The sequence below is a fragment of the Actinomyces sp. Marseille-P3109 genome (assembly GCF_900323545.1).
In the GTDB taxonomy this organism is placed as follows: domain Bacteria; phylum Actinomycetota; class Actinomycetes; order Actinomycetales; family Actinomycetaceae; genus Actinomyces.
In genome coordinates, this window is sequence record NZ_OOHN01000008.1 from 857,709 (window position 1) to 874,918 (window position 17,210).

The following is a 17,210-nucleotide window of genomic DNA, read 5'->3' on the forward strand; positions in this document are numbered from 1 at the left end:
TCCTGAGGAAAGACTCAGAAGGGTTTGTCACTGCCTTGAGCCGCTTTGTTACTGGTGCTCTCGATTGATGTCACACCGGAGCGCTATCCTGAACGCCAGCCATCGAACGTGTGTTCGATATGAAGGGAGGTGACATGAGAGCCGCGATCACGCGCGCGCCATCAGGCGCCCAGGACCGTCTCGCCCGAGCCCGCCGCGCCCTGAAGGCGGCCGAGGAGCGCGCCGGACTACACCACCCAGGGGCCCTGGAGGTGCAGCGCGCCATGTCCTCTGGGTCTTTCGCGTCTCCTGTGTCCTCTGTGCCTGTCGGTGCGCCCGCCGGATCACCGGCCGCATCCCTCACGGCGCTCCTGGCCTCACCGGACTCGGGGGTGCTCAGCCTGCAGGGATCCGCCACCCTCCTCCTGGTCGTCCTCGCCCTGCGCCAGGGGAGCTCCGGTTGGTGCGGCGTCATCGGAGGAGACGACCTGGGCTGGTGCACAGCCACCGAGGTCGGCCTCGACCTCAACCGGGTCCTGAGCGTTCCAGCGTCGACCCTCGACGACGCCTCCGCCCTGACCGTCGCCTCCACCCTGCTCGACGGCGTCGACGCCCTCCTCATCGGCGCCTCCGCCACTGAACGCCTGCGACCTCAGCACCGCAGACGCCTGCTGGCCCGGGCGCGCGAACGCGGCCGTCTCATCCTGACCCCCGCCCCCTGGGAGGGCGCCCGGGCCAGCAGGCGTCTGCGGTGCTGAGGTCGCAGGCGTTCAGTGGCGGAGGCGCCGATGAGGAGGGCGTCGACGCCGTCGAGCAGGGTGGAGGCGACGGTCAGGGCGGAGGCGTCGTCGAGGGTCGACGCTGGAACGCTCAGGACCCGGTTGAGGTCGAGGCCGACCTCGGTGGCTGTGCACCAGCCCAGGTCGTCTCCTCCGATGACGCCGCACCAACCGGAGCTCCCCTGGCGCAGGGCGAGGACGACCAGGAGGAGGGTGGCGGATCCCTGCAGGCTGAGCACCCCCGAGTCCGGTGAGGCCAGGAGCGCCGTGAGGGATGCGGCCGGTGATCCGGCGGGCGCACCGACAGGCACAGAGGACACAGGAGACGCGAAAGACCCAGAGGACATGGCGCGCTGCACCTCCAGGGCCCCTGGGTGGTGTAGTCCGGCGCGCTCCTCGGCCGCCTTCAGGGCGCGGCGGGCTCGGGCGAGACGGTCCTGGGCGCCTGATGGCGCGCGCGTGATCGCGGCTCTCATGTCACCTCCCTTCATATCGAACACACGTTCGATGGCTGGCGTTCAGGATAGCGCTCCGGTGTGACATCAATCGAGAGCACCAGTAACAAAGCGGCTCAAGGCAGTGACAAACCCTTCTGAGTCTTTCCTCAGGAGATCCACAGGGACGGGTCCGCTGAGGGGCGTCTACAGTGGTGGCCGTGCCCTAACGGAAGGCCACCNCCTCCCTCCTGGCGTCCCCCACCGTGGCCCGCCCCGGACTGGCCCTGTCCGCTGCCAGGGGCCCCGCCACCTGGGCCGGCGGAGAAGAACCGCTCGCCTCAGCCCTCGTCGAGGCCGTCGCCCAGGAGGCCGACGTCGAGTGCCAGGTCGGTATCGCCGACTCCCTGTCCGGAGCCGTCCTGGCCGCCCGTCAGGGTCTCATCGTCGAACCGGGACGGACCCCCGACTTCCTCGCCCCCTGGCCCCTGGACTCGCTCCTGGCCTGCCTGCCCCTCAGGCGCCTGCGACGTGACGCCCGCCCCCTGCTGGAGACCTTCGCCCGACTCGGACTGCGCACTCTGGCAGACCTGGCGGCCCTACCCGGAAAAGATGTCACCGCCCGCTTCGGGCCCCTGGGAGAACGGCTCCACCACCTGGCCGCCGGTACCCACCACGAGGCCCCTGCCATGACCCGGCCGGCCCAGGACATCGCCGTCACCTCCACCCTCGACCCGCCTGTGGAACGTACGGACACCGCCGCCTTCGCCGCCCGGCACCTCGCCGAGACCCTGGCGGCCCGGCTCCTGTCAGAAGGCCTCGCCGTCGGACGCCTCGCCATTGAGGCCCGCTGCGCCGACGGCGCCGAGCTGGTCCGCACCTGGATGCTGGAGACCACTCCCACCACCATGGAGCTCACCGACCGCGTACGTTGGCAGCTCGAGGGCTGGCTCTCCGGACGCTCCGGGCGCCCACCCTCCTCCGGACTGATCCACCTGAGCCTGACGGCCCTCGAGCTGAGCCCCGCAGCAGCAGCCCAGGCAGGGCTGTGGCAGGCACCCGGGCAGCAGGCCGAAGCGCGCGCCCGTCGCGCCGCGGAACGGGTGGAGTCCCTCATCGGGGCCGGCACCGTCCAGGTGCCCAGGATCGTGCCCGGACGCGACCCGCGCTCGCGGGTGCGAATGGTTCCCTGGGGAGAGGGGGAGTGCGCGGATGAGTCCGGCGGTGACGGCTCGGCCCCCTGGAGCGGCGCCCTGCCCGAGCCCTCGCCCTCCGTCGTCCTGCCCCGGCCGCTTCCCGCGCGGCTCACTGACGTCCAAGGGCGCGAGCTCGGTGTCGACATCCACGGCCAGCTCGACGGCGTCCCCGGCTTCCTGAGCATCGGTGATGGCGTGGCCAATAGTGCTGTCGATAATGCTGGCGATGGTGAGGTCGGGATGGAGTCTGTGCTCCTGTGGGCCGGGCCCTGGCCGGTCGACGAGGGCTGGTGGACCCCGCAGGGGGCCTCGCGCCGCGCCTACCTCCAGGTGGTTACCGATACTGGCCCGCCCCGCCTGCTGGTGCGTTCAGGCGGATGGTGGCTCGATGCCGTGTACTCCTGATGATGCGCCCTCAGGGTCCTGGGCCGGGCACCGTCGTCCCTGCAACCACAGCAGCGCCAGCGTGACCAGGCACAGCCAGGCCAGTCCCAGGGACCATCCGGCCAGGACGTCGGTCATCCAGTGATAGCCCAGGTAGACGCGGGAGGCACCCACCAGGAGGGTCGCTCCCGCCGCTGCCATGATCGCTAGCGCCCGGTGCAGGGATGCCGTCGTGGTCATCAGGACCATCCCCGCCAGCAGGCCCGCGAAGACGGCCGTGTTGAAGGAGTGCCCTGAGGGGAAGGAGGTGGTTGAGGCGGGGAGGCCCAGAAGGGTGTCGGTCGAGGGGCGTGTACGCCCGAAAATCTCTTTGAGAACCACCGTCAGCAGGCTGGAGCCGAGCATCGTCGCAGTCAGGACCAGGGCGCGCACGCGGTGTCCCCGCATGAAGAGGAGGGTGGCGCAGAGCGCGGTCAGGACCGTCAGTCCCACGGTGGAGCCCAGGGCTGTGAACACCTGCATGACGATGGTCAGGGCCGGGTGACGTCCGTCTGCGGCCCAGGTGGTGATGCCCTGGTCGTGGGGTGCCAGTCCCGTTCCGGCGCTCGTGGTCAGGGCCAGCCAGGAGAAAAGCGACAGAGTGATGACAGCGGTCACGGCCAGTGCGCAGGCACGTCTGGTGCGCCAGGTGTCGGGCAGGTGGTCGAGTGAGAGCATGAGCGCGAGGTTATCGACGACAGTCAGGGTGAGGCTATGTGTGCGCCGTGGGCCGGCTGAGTGGTGTTGCCCGCGCCCAGGCCGTTCGACGGGTAGCATCCGGCGCGAGTAATCGGATCCGGCTCAGGAGGACCTGCGTGGCCAAGCTCTACTTCCGCTACGGTGCCATGAACTCCGGTAAGTCCACCGGGCTGCTTCAGACCGCCTACAACTATGAGGAGCGAGGTCAGCGCGTCCTGCTCATCAAGGCGGTGGTCGACACCAAGGGGGAGGACTTCGTGGTATCCCGGCTCGGGGTGTCGCGTCGCGTCGACCTCCTCGTTGACGCGGGCGACGACCTGCGCGCCCTGGTGCGCAGGAGGGGCCTGGCCGGTGCGCAAACCGCCCCAGAAGGGGAGTCGGGCCAGCAGAAGTCGGTGACGCTGCGGGAGGTCCTGGACTGTGTACTCATCGACGAGGCCCAGTTCCTCACGCCCCTTCAGGTGGATCAGCTTATGGAGATCGTGCTGGTCGACGACGTTCCCGTCCTGGCCTACGGGATCCGCACCGACTTCCGCACCGTCAGCTTTCCCGGGTCGCGGAGACTGCTGGAGATCGCCCACTCCCTGGAGGAGCTGAAGACCATCTGCCGCTGCGGACGCAAGGCCATCTTCAATGCCCGCAAGGTGGGGGAGTCCTTCGTCTTCGACGGCGACCAGGTAGCCATCGACTCCGGGGACGTCACCTACGAGTCGCTGTGCGGAAAGTGCTACCTCGCCGCTGGCGGGAGGCTTCTCGGGCGGTGAGCTGAGGCTCCGGGATCGCGCTTGTACGGGGAGGAGTACAAGGAAGACCGAGAGGGGTGCGCGAGGAAGAAGTGACAACCACTCCGAGATCTTCCTTGTATTCGAAGCATTACAAGCATTATCGTGAAACTGTGAACGTCTCCTACGCGCTCATCGCAGACATCGTCCGCTCGCGCGAGCTTCCCGATCGCAGGCGCGCTCAGCACGTCATCTACGAGACTCTGGACCGTGCCGCTGAAGGTCTGGCGCTGACGCAGCACCCGTACGCCACGGTCGGCGACGAGCTGCAAGCAGTCTCGGCGACCCTCACCGACGCTCTCGCTCTCACCTTGCGCACGCACCTCCTCCTGCCCGAAGGGCTGGGCCTGCGCTTCGGTATCGGCGCCGGAGCGATCTCCGAGGTCGAGGGTGAGGTGGTCGGCGGCTCTCATGGTGCGGCAGGGCGCCTGATCCAGGACGGCTCGGCATGGTGGGCTGCGCGTGAGGCGATCGAGAGGGCGCATCATCTCCAGGATGAGGGGAGATCGTTCGTTCGAACCTGGCTGCGCATCCACCCGGACTCGGCACGTGGCTCTGGGGGAGCGGGTCGTGAGCGCGAGGGGCTCGTCAATTCGGTGCTGATTCTGCGCGACCAGACAGTATTCCGCTTTCAGCCGCGTCAGCGGCGCATGATGGCCGGGCTCCTTATGGGGCAGACCCAGGTCGGGGTCGCCCGTCAGGAGAAGGTGAGTCAGCAGGCCGTATCTGATTTCGCCCGCGGTATCGGATCCTCCTTGTTGGAGGTTCAAAGAATTCTCGATGGGTTGAGCGAGAAAGGCGAGGGAGAATGACGGCCTTGCTCGTTCTTCTGCTTGCTACCGCCTCCGCGGTTGACAGCTTCGACTGGATGGGTGGGAGGTCGTCCCGGGCGTCCGTGAGGGCGAGGCTGCTGGTGGGAGTGCCGGTTGTTGCTGTTCTTGGCATCCTGGTGGGATGGCCCATCCTTCATCTTGGTGCCGAGGGTGTTGTCGTCGTCATCCTGGTGACCATCGCATGGTTGTGCTGCGGCCTTGTTCCGCGGACGTGGTGGGAAAGGTTGTCGAGGTCCCGTCAGCGGGAGCAGGTGGGGCGGTGCGGCTCCGAGGGTGGTGCGGATCGGGCGATGCGGCTCGCACGCCTTGCCCGTGTGGGCCTACTGCTTCTCGCCGTGGCACTCTGCGTCGTTGTGTGTCAGCCGCTTGGGTCTCGGGCCGCCAAGATGAGCGCCGTCGTCGGAGTCGTCGTCTTCCTGGCCGTTCCCGCCAATCGAATCGTCTCCGACATTCTTGCTGCTGCTCGCCAGTCCCCACAGGCGGATGAACGGCCGAGCGGCTCGGAGCCACCGATGCGTGGCGGTCGCTGGATCGGCCCGCTTGAGCGCATTCTCATCCTCCTGCTCGCCTCTGTCGAGGCTCCCGCTGCTGTTGCCGCAGTCGTTGCCGCCAAGGGTGTTATTCGATTCCCTGAGATCAGTAAGGATGAGGCAGGGCAGAAGGCCGAGGAGTTCCTGATCGGCTCCTTCACCTCCTGGATCCTGGCCGTCCTGGGCGCTGTTGTCATTCATGTCGCTTGAGCTGGAGGGGCGGGAGTCCTCGTTGCGGGCACGCAGCCGCCGGACGTCGTCGAACTGTGGGACTGGGTCCTCGGAGCAGTAGCCCTGCACGGTTATCGCTCATGGTCTTCGATCCGGGGGTGCGCGCAGAACGGGGATCCCGAATGCCTCACCCCATGGGCTCGAGCAACGTCCTCAATGCTCAACGCCTGCGCCATCGAGTCGGCCGTGTCCGAGCTGCGCCCGGACTGCCGAGTCCAGTTGCTCGTCGTCGGCGGGACCGCGTGGCTTCCGGTCGCTGCTGTCGTCCCGTCGGCCGCAAGTTGGTGCGTCGTGGAACGCCGACGGGTCGGGGTGGACTGACAGGGGGAGCGGTTTCGGATTCCTCGATTTTTCGTTGTTATCGCGGTGTTTTCTGGGTTTGGTTCGTCGCGCGGTTGGTGGGGGATGGGTGTATGCTGTACATATGTTCGAAGGTGGTGGGCTTCCTCGTGACCCGGCCGGTGGTGCGGCCGATGGGGTGAGCGCGCCTGCCGGGGAGCCGACGCCGGAGCCTGGGTTCCTGGTGGAGGATGCGGCCGGTTTGCTGGTGTCCCTGGGTGCGGGCAGCGAGCTGGCCGGTGTGGTGGAGGGGTTGCTGGCCCGTCTGCTGGTGACCGTCCGGGACACCGACGACGAGGGCTCCGCTGCTGACGGCGATGCAGCGCCAACCCTGTCCACCAACGAGTCGGGCACTGACGCGGCTCTGGTGGCCGCCGCCGAAGAGCTCAGGACGGTGGGTATGGAGGAGGTCGTCCCGACGGAGCTCATGGCCCTGGGGGCCTCGGGCTTGGGGGAGCTGGCCGCGGCCTGCCGCCGCCTGGCGGCCTGGGCCACCTGGGGCGAGGCCCTGGCGGCGGCCTGCCTGACCGGGTGCGCCGAGCTGTCGAGTCACCCGGGCCAGTGGGGACCGCATGGTGAGGTCTCGCCGGTGGTGGGTTATGAGGAGCGGCGGTTCAATGCCACCTGCCTGCTCTCCGCCCGCCTGGGGGTCTCCCGGACCCGGGCCGGTCAGATCGTCGACCACGGTCGGGCCCTCATGAACATGGGCTTCGCCCCGGTCGAGGCGATGGAGCGCTGCGGGGTTCTGGATTCAGCGAAGGCCTGTCTGGTGACCCGTCGCCTGGAAGCCGTACCCACTCTGGTGGCGCTGGCGGTTCAGGACAAGGTTCTGCCTCAGGCGCCTGGGCGGAGCGTGTCGCAGGTGGGGCGGGATCTGGACCGGGCCCTGATGGAGATCGACCCCGACGGCCACGCTGAACGAGCCCAAGCCAATGCCGAGCGCCGGTGCGTCTCCCGCCCCCGGCCTGCGGGCGAGGGCGTCTCCCAGATCCGCCTGCTGCTGCCGACCATGGACGCCCTGCTGCTGGATGCCACCCTGGATGCGATCGCCGCTTCGGCTCGGGCTGCCGGCGAGCAACGCACTCTGGGGCAACTGCGAGCCGATGCCCTGACCGCGATGACCCTCTCCACGCTGCGCACCAGCCAGATGGCGGCCTTCAGCCGGCCCGCCCAGGGGGTTTCCGGTGATCGAGCCGAGGAGCAGACCGGCGGGGACAGCTCGCAAGCACGGGCATCTTTGCCTGTGATATCAACAAGCTCTTGTGCTTCCCAAGGCGGCTCGGATACCGATGTCACGGCGGGTGCAGGCCCGGGGAGACTGCTGCCCGATGGGGTGCCCCTGGAAGGGCTTCTGAGCAGATTGAGTGGCCTGATGGGATCGACCAGCCCGTGGTGGACCCCCTCAGCCACCGACCACCTCCCCTTACCGGCGGGCATCCACATCAATGTCAACGTCACCGTCCCTCTGAGCAGCCTGGTTGGTCTGGGCCCGCCAGGAGATGGCCCCGCCATCAGCGGCGATCCCGGGGGCGGTGAGCGTACTGACGATTCTGAGCTCGGAGGGAGGACTCTCTCCGCCATCAGCGGCAGGAGTCTGCCCGAATCCGGACAGCCCCTCTCCACCGGGATGTCCGCCCTGGACCCTGCTGAGTCTGCGCAGGTCGCGGACGTCTCCATCGGGTCGCGGCGGGTGGCGGTGCCGGCCATGACTGCCTGGGCGCTGGCCGCCGGCGGGACCTGGAGGCGCCTGGTCACCGATCCGGTGGGCGGCACCGTCCTGGATGTCGGCCGCACCAGGTACCGGCCGCCGGCGGGGCTTGCGGACCTAGCGCGCGCCCGCGATGGGGCCTGCGTCTTCCCCACCTGCCAGGTGCCGGCCTCCCGCTGCGACATCGACCACCTCACCGCCTGGGGTGAGGGCGGGGCCACCAGCCTGGACAACCTCGTCACCTTGTGCGAGGCCCACCACCGGCTCAAGCACACCCCCGGATGGGCCCTCACCAGAGACCAGGCCAGCGGGGTCCTGTCCTGGCACACCCTCGGACTGGCAGCCCTCATCGACCAAGCCCCACCCTTCTAACACTCCAGGTGCCACTGATAGTCATGACCAGCCGACACCGCTATGCCGAGCTGCACGCCCACTCCGCATACTCCTTCCTCGACGGAGCCAACGAACCCGATGACCTGGCATCGGCTGCCGTCGAGCTCGGTCTGGAGGCACTCGCCCTCACCGATCACGATGGTGTTCCCGGCATCGTCAAGCATGCTCAGGCGGGTCGTGCCTACGGTCTGCCCACTGTTCACGGCACCGAGCTCACCCTTGCTGACGGCTCCCACCTGCCCGTCCTGGCCCGCAACCCCGTCGGCTACCACCGACTGGTCTCGGCCATCTCACAGCACAACCTGGACGCCGGAGAACGGCGAGAACCCGCCCATGACCTGCCCACTCTCGCCTCGGCCCTCCGCGCCGCCCCCACCAGCCATACCGGGGGAGCCTGCGGAACCTGCCTCGTCCTCACTGGCACCTCCAACGGCCCTCTGCGCCGAGCCCTGGGCGACCCCCGCCGGCCCGGAACCTGGGACCTGGCGGCGGCAGATGCCTGCCTGGGCCGCCTCGCCGAGCTCTTCGCCGCTCCCGACCGCGGCCGCCCAACCAGCACCACTACCGGTGACACACAGGTGGAGGGAGACGCCACCGTGGGGCTGGCCGTTGAGCTCACCCTGGACGGGGGCCCCACCGACGCCGCCCTCACCGAGACCCTGACCCGACTGGCTCACGCTCACCGGCTTCCCCTCGTGGCCACCGGCGCGGTGCGCTGCGCCCGCCCCACCGACGCCCGCCTCGCCGATGTCCTCACCGCCACCCGGCTGGTCACCGACCTGGAAGGAGCCCGCGGTCACCTGCCCGCCATCGGCCGCTGGCTACGAGGAGCCCGGGACATGGCCAGGCTCCACCGACGCAGTCCCGACGCCGTCGACCTAGCCGCAGACCTCGCCTCCGACCTCGCCTTCGACCTGGCCCTCATCGCCCCGGACCTGCCCGACGTCGACGTCCCCACCGGACACACCCCCACGACGTGGCTGCGCGAGCTCACCTATCAAGGCGCCAGCCGCCGCTACGGCACCCCGCAGGAGCACCCTCGGGCCTGGGAGGTGCTCAACCACGAGCTCGACGTCATCGAGTCCCTGGGCTTCCCCGGCTACTTCCTCATCGTGCACTCCATCGTCGAGTTCTGCAGACAGTCGGGGATCCTGTGCCAGGGAAGAGGATCGGCCGCCAACTCCGCAGTCTGCTATGCCCTGGGGATCACCGCCGTCGACGCCGTCCGGCACAAGATGCTCTTCGAACGCTTTCTGTCCCCGGGGCGAGCCGGCTACCCGGACATCGACCTCGACATCGAGGCCTGCCGCCGCGAGGAGGTCATCCAGCACGTCTACGCCCGCTACGGGCGCGACTGCGCCGCCCAGGTCGCCAACGTCATCGCCTACCGTCCCCGCTCTGCCGTGCGCGACGCAGCCCGAGCCCTCGGCCACCCCTCTGGGCTGCAGGACACTTGGGCCAGGCAGATGGACCGTTGGACCACGGTGCGTCCTGGAGGACTCACAGGGCAGAGCGACGAGGTTCCCGAGCCGGTCCTCGACATTGCTGAGAATCTGCTGCGTCTGCCCCGCCACCTCGGGGTCCACCCCGGAGGCATGGTCCTGTGCGGCCGCCCCGTCACCGAGGTGTGCCCGGTGCGCTGGGCCGCCATGGACAATCGCTCCGTCCTCCAATGGGACAAGGACGACTGCGCTGAGGCCGGCCTGGTCAAGTTCGACCTCCTAGGCCTTGGGGAGCTCACCGCCCTACGCCTGGCTTTCACCACCTTGGCCGAGCGGGGCCAGACCGTCCCCGACGTCATCGAGGAAGGGGAGCTGCGCACGTCCCAAAGCGGCCGCCCCTGGGGGCTGCACACTCTCCCCGAGGAGGACCCGGCCGTCTACAGACTGCTTGCGGCCGCGGACACGGTCGGGGTCTTCCAGGTCGAGTCGCGCGCCCAGATGGCCACCCTGCCCCGACTTCGCCCCCAGGAGTTCTACGACATCGTCGTCGAGGTCGCCCTCATCCGCCCCGGCCCCATCCAGGGCGACGCCGTCAACCCCTACATCCGCCGCAGGCTGGATCGCGAGGAGATCGCCTACCTGCACGACTCCCTCAAGCCCGCCCTGGCCAAGACCCTGGGGGTGCCGCTCTTCCAGGAGCAGCTCATGCAGATCGCCGTCGACGCCGCAGGGTTCAGCCCCGCCGAGGCCGACACCCTGCGCCAGGCCATGGGAGCCAAACGATCCATCGAACGCATGGAGGCCCTCCACGACAGGCTCGTGTCCGGTATGAAGGGGCGAGGCATTGACGAGCCCACCGCCGAGAAGATCTACAGCAAACTGCGGTCCTTCGCCGAGTTCGGCTTCCCCGAGTCCCACGCCTTCTCCTTCGCCTACCTGGTCTACGCCTCGGCCTGGCTCAAGGCTCGCAAGCCCGAGGACTTCTACGCAGGGGTCCTCGCAGCCCAACCCATGGGCTTCTGGTCCCCGCAGTCCCTCGTGGCCGACGCGCGCCGCCACGGTGTGCGCGTCCTGCCCGCAGACGTGAACTACTCGCCGGCCCATGCCACCGTCGAGCAGAGGGAAGACCACCGGCATGCAGACCGATCGGATCAGTGGGAGCCGCTGACACCCCATCCTGCCGTCCTGTCCCCGCTCGATGTCCACGACGACCTTGCGGTGCGCTTGGGCCTGGCCCCGATCAGGGGGCTGGGAGCGCGGGCCGCACAGGCCATCGTCACCGAGAGATGCGCCCACGGCCCCTACCGGAACCTGGCCGACCTCGCCCGACGTGTGCGCCTGAGCCGCTCCCGCCTTGAGGCGCTGGCCGCCTCAGGGGCCCTGGACAGCCTGGGGGTGGAACGCCGTCGGGCCCTGTGGGCAGCCGGCGTCCTGTCCGATGAGCACGGTCAATGCCGCGGTGCCTCCCACCAGGAACGAGGTACATGGTTCCAACCCACGCTTCCGGGCACTGCTGTCGGCGCCGTCGCCCCGGCCCTGCCGGCCATGACCAGTCGCGAGCAGCAAGCAGCCGACCTGAACCTCACCGGAGTATCCACCCACGGCTCGCCTTTGACGTCTCTGCGTCCCGGACTGATGGCCGACGGCGTGCTGACGACCGCCGACCTCTCCAACCAGGAGCACGGAAGCCGGGTTCGGGTTGCGGGCGTCGTCACCCACCGGCAGCGGCCTCACACGGCCTCCGGCATGATCTTCCTCAATCTGGAGGATGAGACCGGCCTGCTCAACGTTGTCTGCCGAGCCGGCATGTGGCGTCGTTACCGCAGCATCGGTAGGCGCGCCGGCGCGCTCATCGTGCGCGGTACGGTCGAGAGGGGAGACGGGGTCATCGCCGTCATGGCCGAGCATCTCCAGCCTCTCCCCGGAGTTCCTGTCACCGGCAGCCGGGACTGGTGCTGAGTGTCGGAGCCGTCACTCCCTGCTGGAGGAGTACGTGGGTAGCTCGCCAGTGACCGGAGCGTCCTTGACGTGCAGCTCGGAGTAGACGGACCAGAGCACGCTGATCAGCGGCACCGCGACGATCGCGCCGAGCAGCCCGGAGGCATAGGTCCCCAGAGCGACGCCGATGATCACCACGACCGGGTGCAGAGAGACCTGGCGGCCCATGATGAGGGGCTGGAGAATGTGCCCCTCGATCTGGCCGATGCCGGCCACCCCCACGCCGACGACGATCATGGTGATGAGGCCACCCGAGGCCAGGGCCACCACCATGGCCACGAGCATCGCCAGGGGGGCGCCGATGATCGGGATGAAGGCGCCGATGAACACGAGTACCGCAAGAGGCGCCGCCAACGGGATTCCCACCAGCTGCAGGAAGACCCCGGCCATGATGGCGTCGGTCAGTGCCACCAGCACGGTGCCGCGCGCGTACCCGGCGAAGGTGTACCAGCCAGCTCCCGCCGCCCGGTGGGTCGACTCGCGCATCGTGGCGGGCAGCTCATTGAGGAACCAGCGCCACATCTTCCCCCCGGAGGCGAGGAAGAAGATCGTCACGAACAGGGCCAGTGCCAGGACCGTGAGGACATCGACGACGGCGCTCGCGTTGGAGACCACCTCTGAAGCCAGGGATGGAGCATTGGACTGCAGGTAGTGCTGCCCCTGGCGCAACCAGACCTGGATCTGGTAGTAGACCTGCTGTTGCGTCAGGTGCAACGGCCCATGCTCCAGGAAGTCCATGATCGTGTCGAGGCCGTCACTGAACTGGGAGGCCAGGGAGTTCCACTGGCTGGTCACGGAGGTCACCACGTAGGTGACTAGTCCCGCAATCGCGCCGATGGCGGTCAACAGTGCCAGGAAGGTCGCCGGGTAGCGGGGCATGACCCTGGCGAAGAGGTTCACCATCGGTTGGAGGATCGAGGTGAACACCAACGCCATGAACAGGCCGATGAACACCGGGATCACTTGCGAGGTGGCGTAGAAAATGAGGCCGATCACGATGATGATGCCCAGCCCGAGCCATGCCCCCATGCCGCCGCGCACCAGCCAGGAGGGCAGGGAGTCCATGACGGAGGAACGGGTCGTCACTGTCTCGGGGAAGGACAGCGAGGGCGCCACCCGGACATGGGTGGTGGACACCGGGGGAGTGGCCGGGGTCGTTGCCGCAGTATCGTCCGGGTCGGGTTCCCAGTGCAGGTGGTAGTCGCGGTCCGCCTGTCTGCGTCTCTCCGCCCAGTCGATCCCTCGGTCCAGTGCCGTGCGAGCGTTCTTGAGCCGCCCCAGGAGGCCACTACTGCTCAGAAGCTGGGACGATCTCCTTTCTGAGCCGGCTGACTGAGCCGGCTCAGGGGAGCCGGGGATCTTGGAGGAGTCGGGAGCCTCAGCAGATGTGCCCTCTGATGGGGAACTGGTGGTTGCCATGGGGTAAGCGTTCAGTCCTTCACTGGTCATCGGGCTGACGAAACACGGACAGCCTACTAGCGTGGCCCCATGACCGTCCCGAATGTCAGCAATCCGACTCACTCCATTGCGACGACGAGCCCGGTGCGTCTACCCCGCACCGCCGCGCTCGGACCGGGGGCGGGAGGGCAGCCGCGGCTCCTCATCGACGCCCCGGCCGGTGCTGCGGAGATCTACCTTCACGGCGCCACCATGACCTCGTGGGTGCCGCGCGGCGGGTCGGAGGTCATCTTCACCTCGCGGCAGGCGGTCTTTGACGGCACGACCGCCATTCGTGGAGGAATTCCTCTGTGCCTGCCCGAGTTCGGAGTGGGCATCAACGGAGACGCCGTTCCGAAGCACGGTTGGGCACGCATCGCCCCCTGGCAGTTGCGAACTGTTACCAGCACTGACGACGGCGGTGTCCGAGCCCTCCTATCCGTCAGTCGTGACCGCCTGACCGCGCTCTACGAGGTGGAGGTCGGCGAGACCCTGCGTGTGGGGCTGAGTCTGCGCAACGAGGGGACCGAACCCCGCACGGTGGAGGCCGCCGCTCACACCTACCTTCTGGTTCAGGATGTCACCGCCAGCCTTATCAGCGGACTCGACGGTGCCTCCTACAGTGACAATCTGGCGCGCACCCCCCAGGAAAGCCGGTGTGTCCAGACGGGCGACGTCAAGATCTCCGGTCCCGTGGACCGCATCTACGACTCCGCCGCACCGGTCACGGTGACCGACCCCGGACACCAGCGCACGATCCACATCGACAAGCGCAACGCCCCCTCCACCATCGTGTGGAACCCCTGGTCCACCTACAGCGTCCCCATGCCGGACATGGCCGACGACGAATTCCCGACCATGGTCTGCGTCGAGGCTGGAGCCGTGCGCGAGCATGCCCCCACCATCGAGCCCGGGGCGAGCTGGTCCATGCAGGTGACCCTCAGCGTTGAGAACAGTGGGATGTGATGGGAAGCACTCAGGGGTAGTTTGGTGGCCTCGGCCGCCGTCGTGCTAAGTTTCTCTGCGTCGCCGGAGCGAGTCTCCAGCGGAGCCGCTGAGAGACGGCGGAGACAACACAAGTCCGAGTGGCGGAATAGGTAGACGCGCTAGCTTGAGGTGCTAGTGCCTTATTAAACGGGCGTGGGGGTTCAAGTCCCCCCTCGGACACCACCGACACATGATCCCCGGAACCTTGAGGTTCCGGGGATCATGTCATTTCCGCGAGGAGGATGAGTCAGCTCCACTCTGGGCGGTAGAGGTCCGGGCGGGACTCGAAGCAGCACAGGATGAGCGGCACGATGTCTAGTCCAAAGAGGACGAAGAGAACCCACAAGCCGGATTTTCCTGTGTCGTGTAGCCGCCGCACCATGACGGCGAGGCGGGGGAGGAGAGTTGCTAGCCCGAAGATACCTATGATTCCTATCGTGAGAATGCCGAAAAATCCTGCTGAGGCATCGGAGGCGTCGTTAGCGATCAGTGCTGCGATGCCAACGCCGAACACGAGATACAGAGCGAAGAGACTGACGACTATGAACAGGAAGGACCACCAGAACTCCGAACGCGAGGCGTAGCCGCGGAACTGGGCGTAGCGCTGGAAGAAGCGCTTGACGGCCTCGCCGAAGCTCGCCCCCGGAAGGGGGCGATGTCAGGGGTCAGGGATGGAGCCCCGAAGCCGAACTGGTTGGGGGCGCCGTAGGGCACCTGGCCGCCATAGGGCGCAGGGCCACTTGCGTAGGACATGAATCCTCCAAGTGAGACTGAGAGGCGGTGAGGAGCAATCCGCGTCCAGCACGCCTCGAGGGAAATACTGATGCCGTGCCTGGGTCAGCGTGGCGGAGAAAGCCTAGAGGCAGAGTTCGCCCCTGTCATCTTGACGGCGCATGCCGATATGGTGAGTTCTTCCTCTTGCCTTCCCGCAATTTCATGGCAGAAACAATGAGTTCTCGTATGCGAGCTATTAAAACGTGATCCCCGCAACCTCAAGGTTGCGGGGATCACGTCATACTCGCTGGAGGTGAAGTCAGTTCCACTCGGGGCGGTAGAGGTCGGGGCGTGACTCTGACGCGAGAAGAACCAACAGCCAGATCGGCCCGATGATCGGCAGCCACCCGATGAAGAACCAGAATCCTGACTTGCCAGTGTCGTGCAGGCGCCGCACCAAGGAAGAGAGGTTCGGCAAGAGAACCGCGAGACCATAAAGCGAGGCGATGCCGGACATGACGTAGAAACTGGCGGGATACACGGGGGTCATCGAGGGGTCGCCGTTCTGGGCTGCTTCGATAGCCTCGGACATGGCGGTCATCATCGGGATCACCGTGAAGAGGGAAAAGATGAAGCCGATGATGGTATTGACCAACCACGGCCACCAGTACTCCGAGCGGGAGGCGTAGCCGCGGAACTGGGCGTAGCGCTGGAAGTAGCGCTTGATGGCCTCGCCGACGGACGCGCCGGGGAGCGGGGCGACATCGGGGCTCAGGGCAGGGGCCCCGAACTGTTGAGGGGCGCCGTAGGGGGCCTGGCCGGTAGGGTTCGGGTTGGGGACGCTTCCGTAAGACATTCATCCTCCATATGAGATGCGGTCGGGGGAATCGTGGGCATGCGTGGCAAGAGCCAACAACTCTTGTGTCGCAAAATCGCTCTGCCTGTGCCAGCCTAGGCGCATGACGTTGCTGACGCCATCCCAGTGCCCACATTTGTCATGGGCAGTACTTCCCGAGATTCTCATGACTCGCCGGTAATCTGGTCCGGTGCTACCCGCCATCCCGCTGCACAGCCGTCTGAGACCGCGGCGCGGTCCCGAGCTGCTTCGAGCCCGAGCCGCGGTGTACCTGGTGTTCCTGGCCAATGGCTTGGGCTTCGCCAACCTGGTTCCGCGATTCCCTGAGATCGTGGAGCAACTGGGCCTGAGCAAGGCGGCCTTCGGGCAGGCCGTGGCCGCGGCCAGTGTCGGTGCCCTCGTGGCGGGGTTGGCTGCATCCTGGCTCATCTCCCGTCTGACCTCGGCGAGGGTCGCCAGCCTGGGCATGCTCGTGGTCGCACTGGCGCTCCTCGGCGCAGGTCTGGCCCGCTCGTGGATCGTTCTGGCGGCCTGTCTCCTGGTCATGGGCGGGACAGACGCCATCGTCGACGTCGCCCAGAATGCGCACGGCCTGCGCGTCCAGCGCCGCTGGGGCGCTTCCATCGTGACGAGCTTCCACGCCTCCTGGTCACTGGGGGCGGTCCTGGGCGCGGCCATGGGGCAAGCCATGGCCGGAGCCGGCGTGGGGTTGGGGACCCATATGACGCTCACGGCGATGGTGCTTCTGGTCATTTCGGTGGGCCCCCTGCTCGTGGGCTGGTTCCTGCCCGGTCATGACTCCGCTGAGCGCGCTCCCGATCAGGTCGGCGCCTTCGACGACTCCCGCGAGGCGCCACCGACTGTCTCGTCGCGTCGCTCGCTCCCAGTGACGATCCTCGTCCTCGGCGTCGTCGGCCTGCTGTGCGCCGACTCTATGTTCCCCGAGGACGTGGCCATGAACTGGTCGTCCCTGCTCCTGTCCGAGCAGGGCGCTACCGCCGGCCGTGTGGGGCTGGGACTCGTGGCGCTCCAGGGGACGATGATCGTGGGGCGTCTGGTAGGGGACCGGATCATCGACGCCGTCGGTCAGCGAGCCGTCATCGCCTGGGGCGGAGCCCTGGTAACCCTTGGCATGAGCATCGCACTCCTGCTCTCCTCCGTCGCCGGAACACTGATCGGGATGGCCATCTCCGGGGCCGGCTGCGCCGTCGCCGTGCCCGTGACCTATTCCGCGGCCGACGACATCGAAGGGCTTCCTCCTGGGCTGGGCCTGACCATCGTGTCCTGGCTCGCCCGCCTCACGGGACTTCTGGCGCCACCGGTTGTCGGCTGGCTCGCCGATGACCACGGGTTGTGGGTAGCCCTGGCCTACGGCCTGCTGGGAGGTCTCGTCATGGTCACCTGCTGGCCGGTCCTGCGACGCCGGCCCGCTGAGGCAAGAGCCTCCTAA

Annotated in this window: 13 protein-coding genes, 1 tRNA gene and 1 pseudogene; 10 read left to right on the forward strand and 5 right to left on the reverse strand. The window is 67.7% G+C overall.

What is annotated here, in order from left to right:
* Positions 1-134: 134 nt before the first annotated feature.
* A complete protein-coding gene (locus tag BQ8008_RS04050) occupies positions 135-737 on the forward strand; it encodes a hypothetical protein (protein WP_234415215.1) in 603 nt (200 codons plus the stop codon).
* On the opposite strand, the gene BQ8008_RS04055 is transcribed toward BQ8008_RS04050, so the two are convergent.
* Positions 632-1,234 (reverse strand): hypothetical protein, encoded by a 603-nt coding sequence (locus BQ8008_RS04055; RefSeq protein ID WP_199907929.1) that lies wholly within the window; start codon positions 1,232-1,234, stop codon positions 632-634. The genes BQ8008_RS04050 and BQ8008_RS04055 overlap by 106 nt on opposite strands.
* A gap of 224 nt (positions 1,235-1,458) precedes the next feature.
* Here BQ8008_RS04055 and BQ8008_RS04060 point away from each other — a divergent pair, with 224 nt between their 5' ends.
* Positions 1,459-2,793 carry a DNA polymerase Y family protein gene (locus BQ8008_RS04060; RefSeq protein ID WP_234415216.1) on the forward strand — a complete coding sequence of 445 codons (1,335 nt, stop codon included), beginning with the start codon at positions 1,459-1,461 and terminating at the stop codon, positions 2,791-2,793.
* Here BQ8008_RS04060 and BQ8008_RS04065 read toward each other — a convergent pair.
* Positions 2,758-3,489, reverse strand: coding sequence for a phosphatase PAP2 family protein (locus tag BQ8008_RS04065; RefSeq protein WP_108832915.1), 732 nt, complete (start codon positions 3,487-3,489; stop codon positions 2,758-2,760). The genes BQ8008_RS04060 and BQ8008_RS04065 overlap by 36 nt on opposite strands.
* A gap of 137 nt (positions 3,490-3,626) precedes the next feature.
* Here BQ8008_RS04065 and BQ8008_RS04070 point away from each other — a divergent pair, with 137 nt between their 5' ends.
* From BQ8008_RS04070 to BQ8008_RS04095, 5 genes are all read left to right on the forward strand, one after another.
* A complete protein-coding gene (locus BQ8008_RS04070) occupies positions 3,627-4,274 on the forward strand; it encodes a thymidine kinase (protein ID WP_108832916.1) in 648 nt (215 codons plus the stop codon).
* 131 nt (positions 4,275-4,405) lie between these two features.
* A complete protein-coding gene (locus BQ8008_RS04075) occupies positions 4,406-5,104 on the forward strand; it encodes a SatD family protein (protein WP_108834646.1) in 699 nt (232 codons plus the stop codon).
* Between the two features lie 407 nt (positions 5,105-5,511).
* Positions 5,512-5,865 carry a hypothetical protein gene (locus tag BQ8008_RS14100; protein WP_442778215.1) on the forward strand — a complete coding sequence of 118 codons (354 nt, stop codon included), beginning with the start codon at positions 5,512-5,514 and terminating at the stop codon, positions 5,863-5,865.
* 445 nt (positions 5,866-6,310) lie between these two features.
* Positions 6,311-8,305 (forward strand): HNH endonuclease signature motif containing protein, encoded by a 1,995-nt coding sequence (locus BQ8008_RS04090; protein ID WP_234415217.1) that lies wholly within the window; start codon positions 6,311-6,313, stop codon positions 8,303-8,305.
* A 23-nt stretch (positions 8,306-8,328) separates the two neighbouring features.
* Positions 8,329-11,727 carry an error-prone DNA polymerase gene (locus tag BQ8008_RS04095; protein ID WP_108832918.1) on the forward strand — a complete coding sequence of 1,133 codons (3,399 nt, stop codon included), beginning with the start codon at positions 8,329-8,331 and terminating at the stop codon, positions 11,725-11,727.
* A 12-nt stretch (positions 11,728-11,739) separates the two neighbouring features.
* Here BQ8008_RS04095 and BQ8008_RS04100 read toward each other — a convergent pair whose 3' ends face one another.
* Entirely contained in the window at positions 11,740-13,185 is a 1,446-nt protein-coding gene (locus BQ8008_RS04100; protein WP_108832919.1) for an AI-2E family transporter, read from the reverse strand.
* A 69-nt stretch (positions 13,186-13,254) separates the two neighbouring features.
* Between BQ8008_RS04100 and BQ8008_RS04105 the strand changes: the two genes are divergently transcribed.
* Complete coding sequence (locus BQ8008_RS04105; RefSeq protein ID WP_108832920.1) at positions 13,255-14,169, forward strand: D-hexose-6-phosphate mutarotase; 915 nt, start codon at positions 13,255-13,257, stop codon at positions 14,167-14,169.
* Between the two features lie 113 nt (positions 14,170-14,282).
* Positions 14,283-14,373, forward strand: a tRNA-Leu gene (locus tag BQ8008_RS04110).
* Positions 14,374-14,437: 64 nt separating this feature from the next.
* On the opposite strand, the pseudogene BQ8008_RS14105 reads toward BQ8008_RS04110, so the two are convergent.
* Both BQ8008_RS14105 and BQ8008_RS04120 read right to left on the reverse strand, forming a co-directional pair.
* A pseudogene (locus BQ8008_RS14105) lies at positions 14,438-14,943 on the reverse strand (DUF805 domain-containing protein).
* 280 nt (positions 14,944-15,223) lie between these two features.
* Complete coding sequence (locus BQ8008_RS04120) at positions 15,224-15,760, reverse strand: DUF805 domain-containing protein (protein ID WP_108832921.1); 537 nt, start codon at positions 15,758-15,760, stop codon at positions 15,224-15,226.
* 190 nt (positions 15,761-15,950) lie between these two features.
* Here BQ8008_RS04120 and BQ8008_RS04125 point away from each other — a divergent pair, with 190 nt between their 5' ends.
* Entirely contained in the window at positions 15,951-17,210 is a 1,260-nt protein-coding gene (locus tag BQ8008_RS04125; protein ID WP_234415218.1) for an MFS transporter, read from the forward strand.

What these genes read in the sequence shown, in the direction of transcription:
- BQ8008_RS04050 (WP_234415215.1), top strand. Translation starts at nt 135, where the DNA reads ATGAGAGCCGCGATCACGCGCGCGCCATCAGGCGCCCAGGACCGTCTC.
- BQ8008_RS04055 (WP_199907929.1), bottom strand. Translation starts at nt 1,234, where the DNA reads ATGAGAGCCGCGATCACGCGCGCGCCATCAGGCGCCCAGGACCGTCTC.
- BQ8008_RS04065 (WP_108832915.1), bottom strand. Translation starts at nt 3,489, where the DNA reads ATGCTCTCACTCGACCACCTGCCCGACACCTGGCGCACCAGACGTGCC.
- BQ8008_RS14100 (WP_442778215.1), top strand. Translation starts at nt 5,512, where the DNA reads ATGAGCGCCGTCGTCGGAGTCGTCGTCTTCCTGGCCGTTCCCGCCAAT.
- BQ8008_RS04090 (WP_234415217.1), top strand. Translation starts at nt 6,311, where the DNA reads ATGTTCGAAGGTGGTGGGCTTCCTCGTGACCCGGCCGGTGGTGCGGCC.
- BQ8008_RS04095 (WP_108832918.1), top strand. Translation starts at nt 8,329, where the DNA reads ATGACCAGCCGACACCGCTATGCCGAGCTGCACGCCCACTCCGCATAC.
- BQ8008_RS04100 (WP_108832919.1), bottom strand. Translation starts at nt 13,185, where the DNA reads ATGGCAACCACCAGTTCCCCATCAGAGGGCACATCTGCTGAGGCTCCC.
- BQ8008_RS04105 (WP_108832920.1), top strand. Translation starts at nt 13,255, where the DNA reads ATGACCGTCCCGAATGTCAGCAATCCGACTCACTCCATTGCGACGACG.
- BQ8008_RS04120 (WP_108832921.1), bottom strand. Translation starts at nt 15,760, where the DNA reads ATGTCTTACGGAAGCGTCCCCAACCCGAACCCTACCGGCCAGGCCCCC.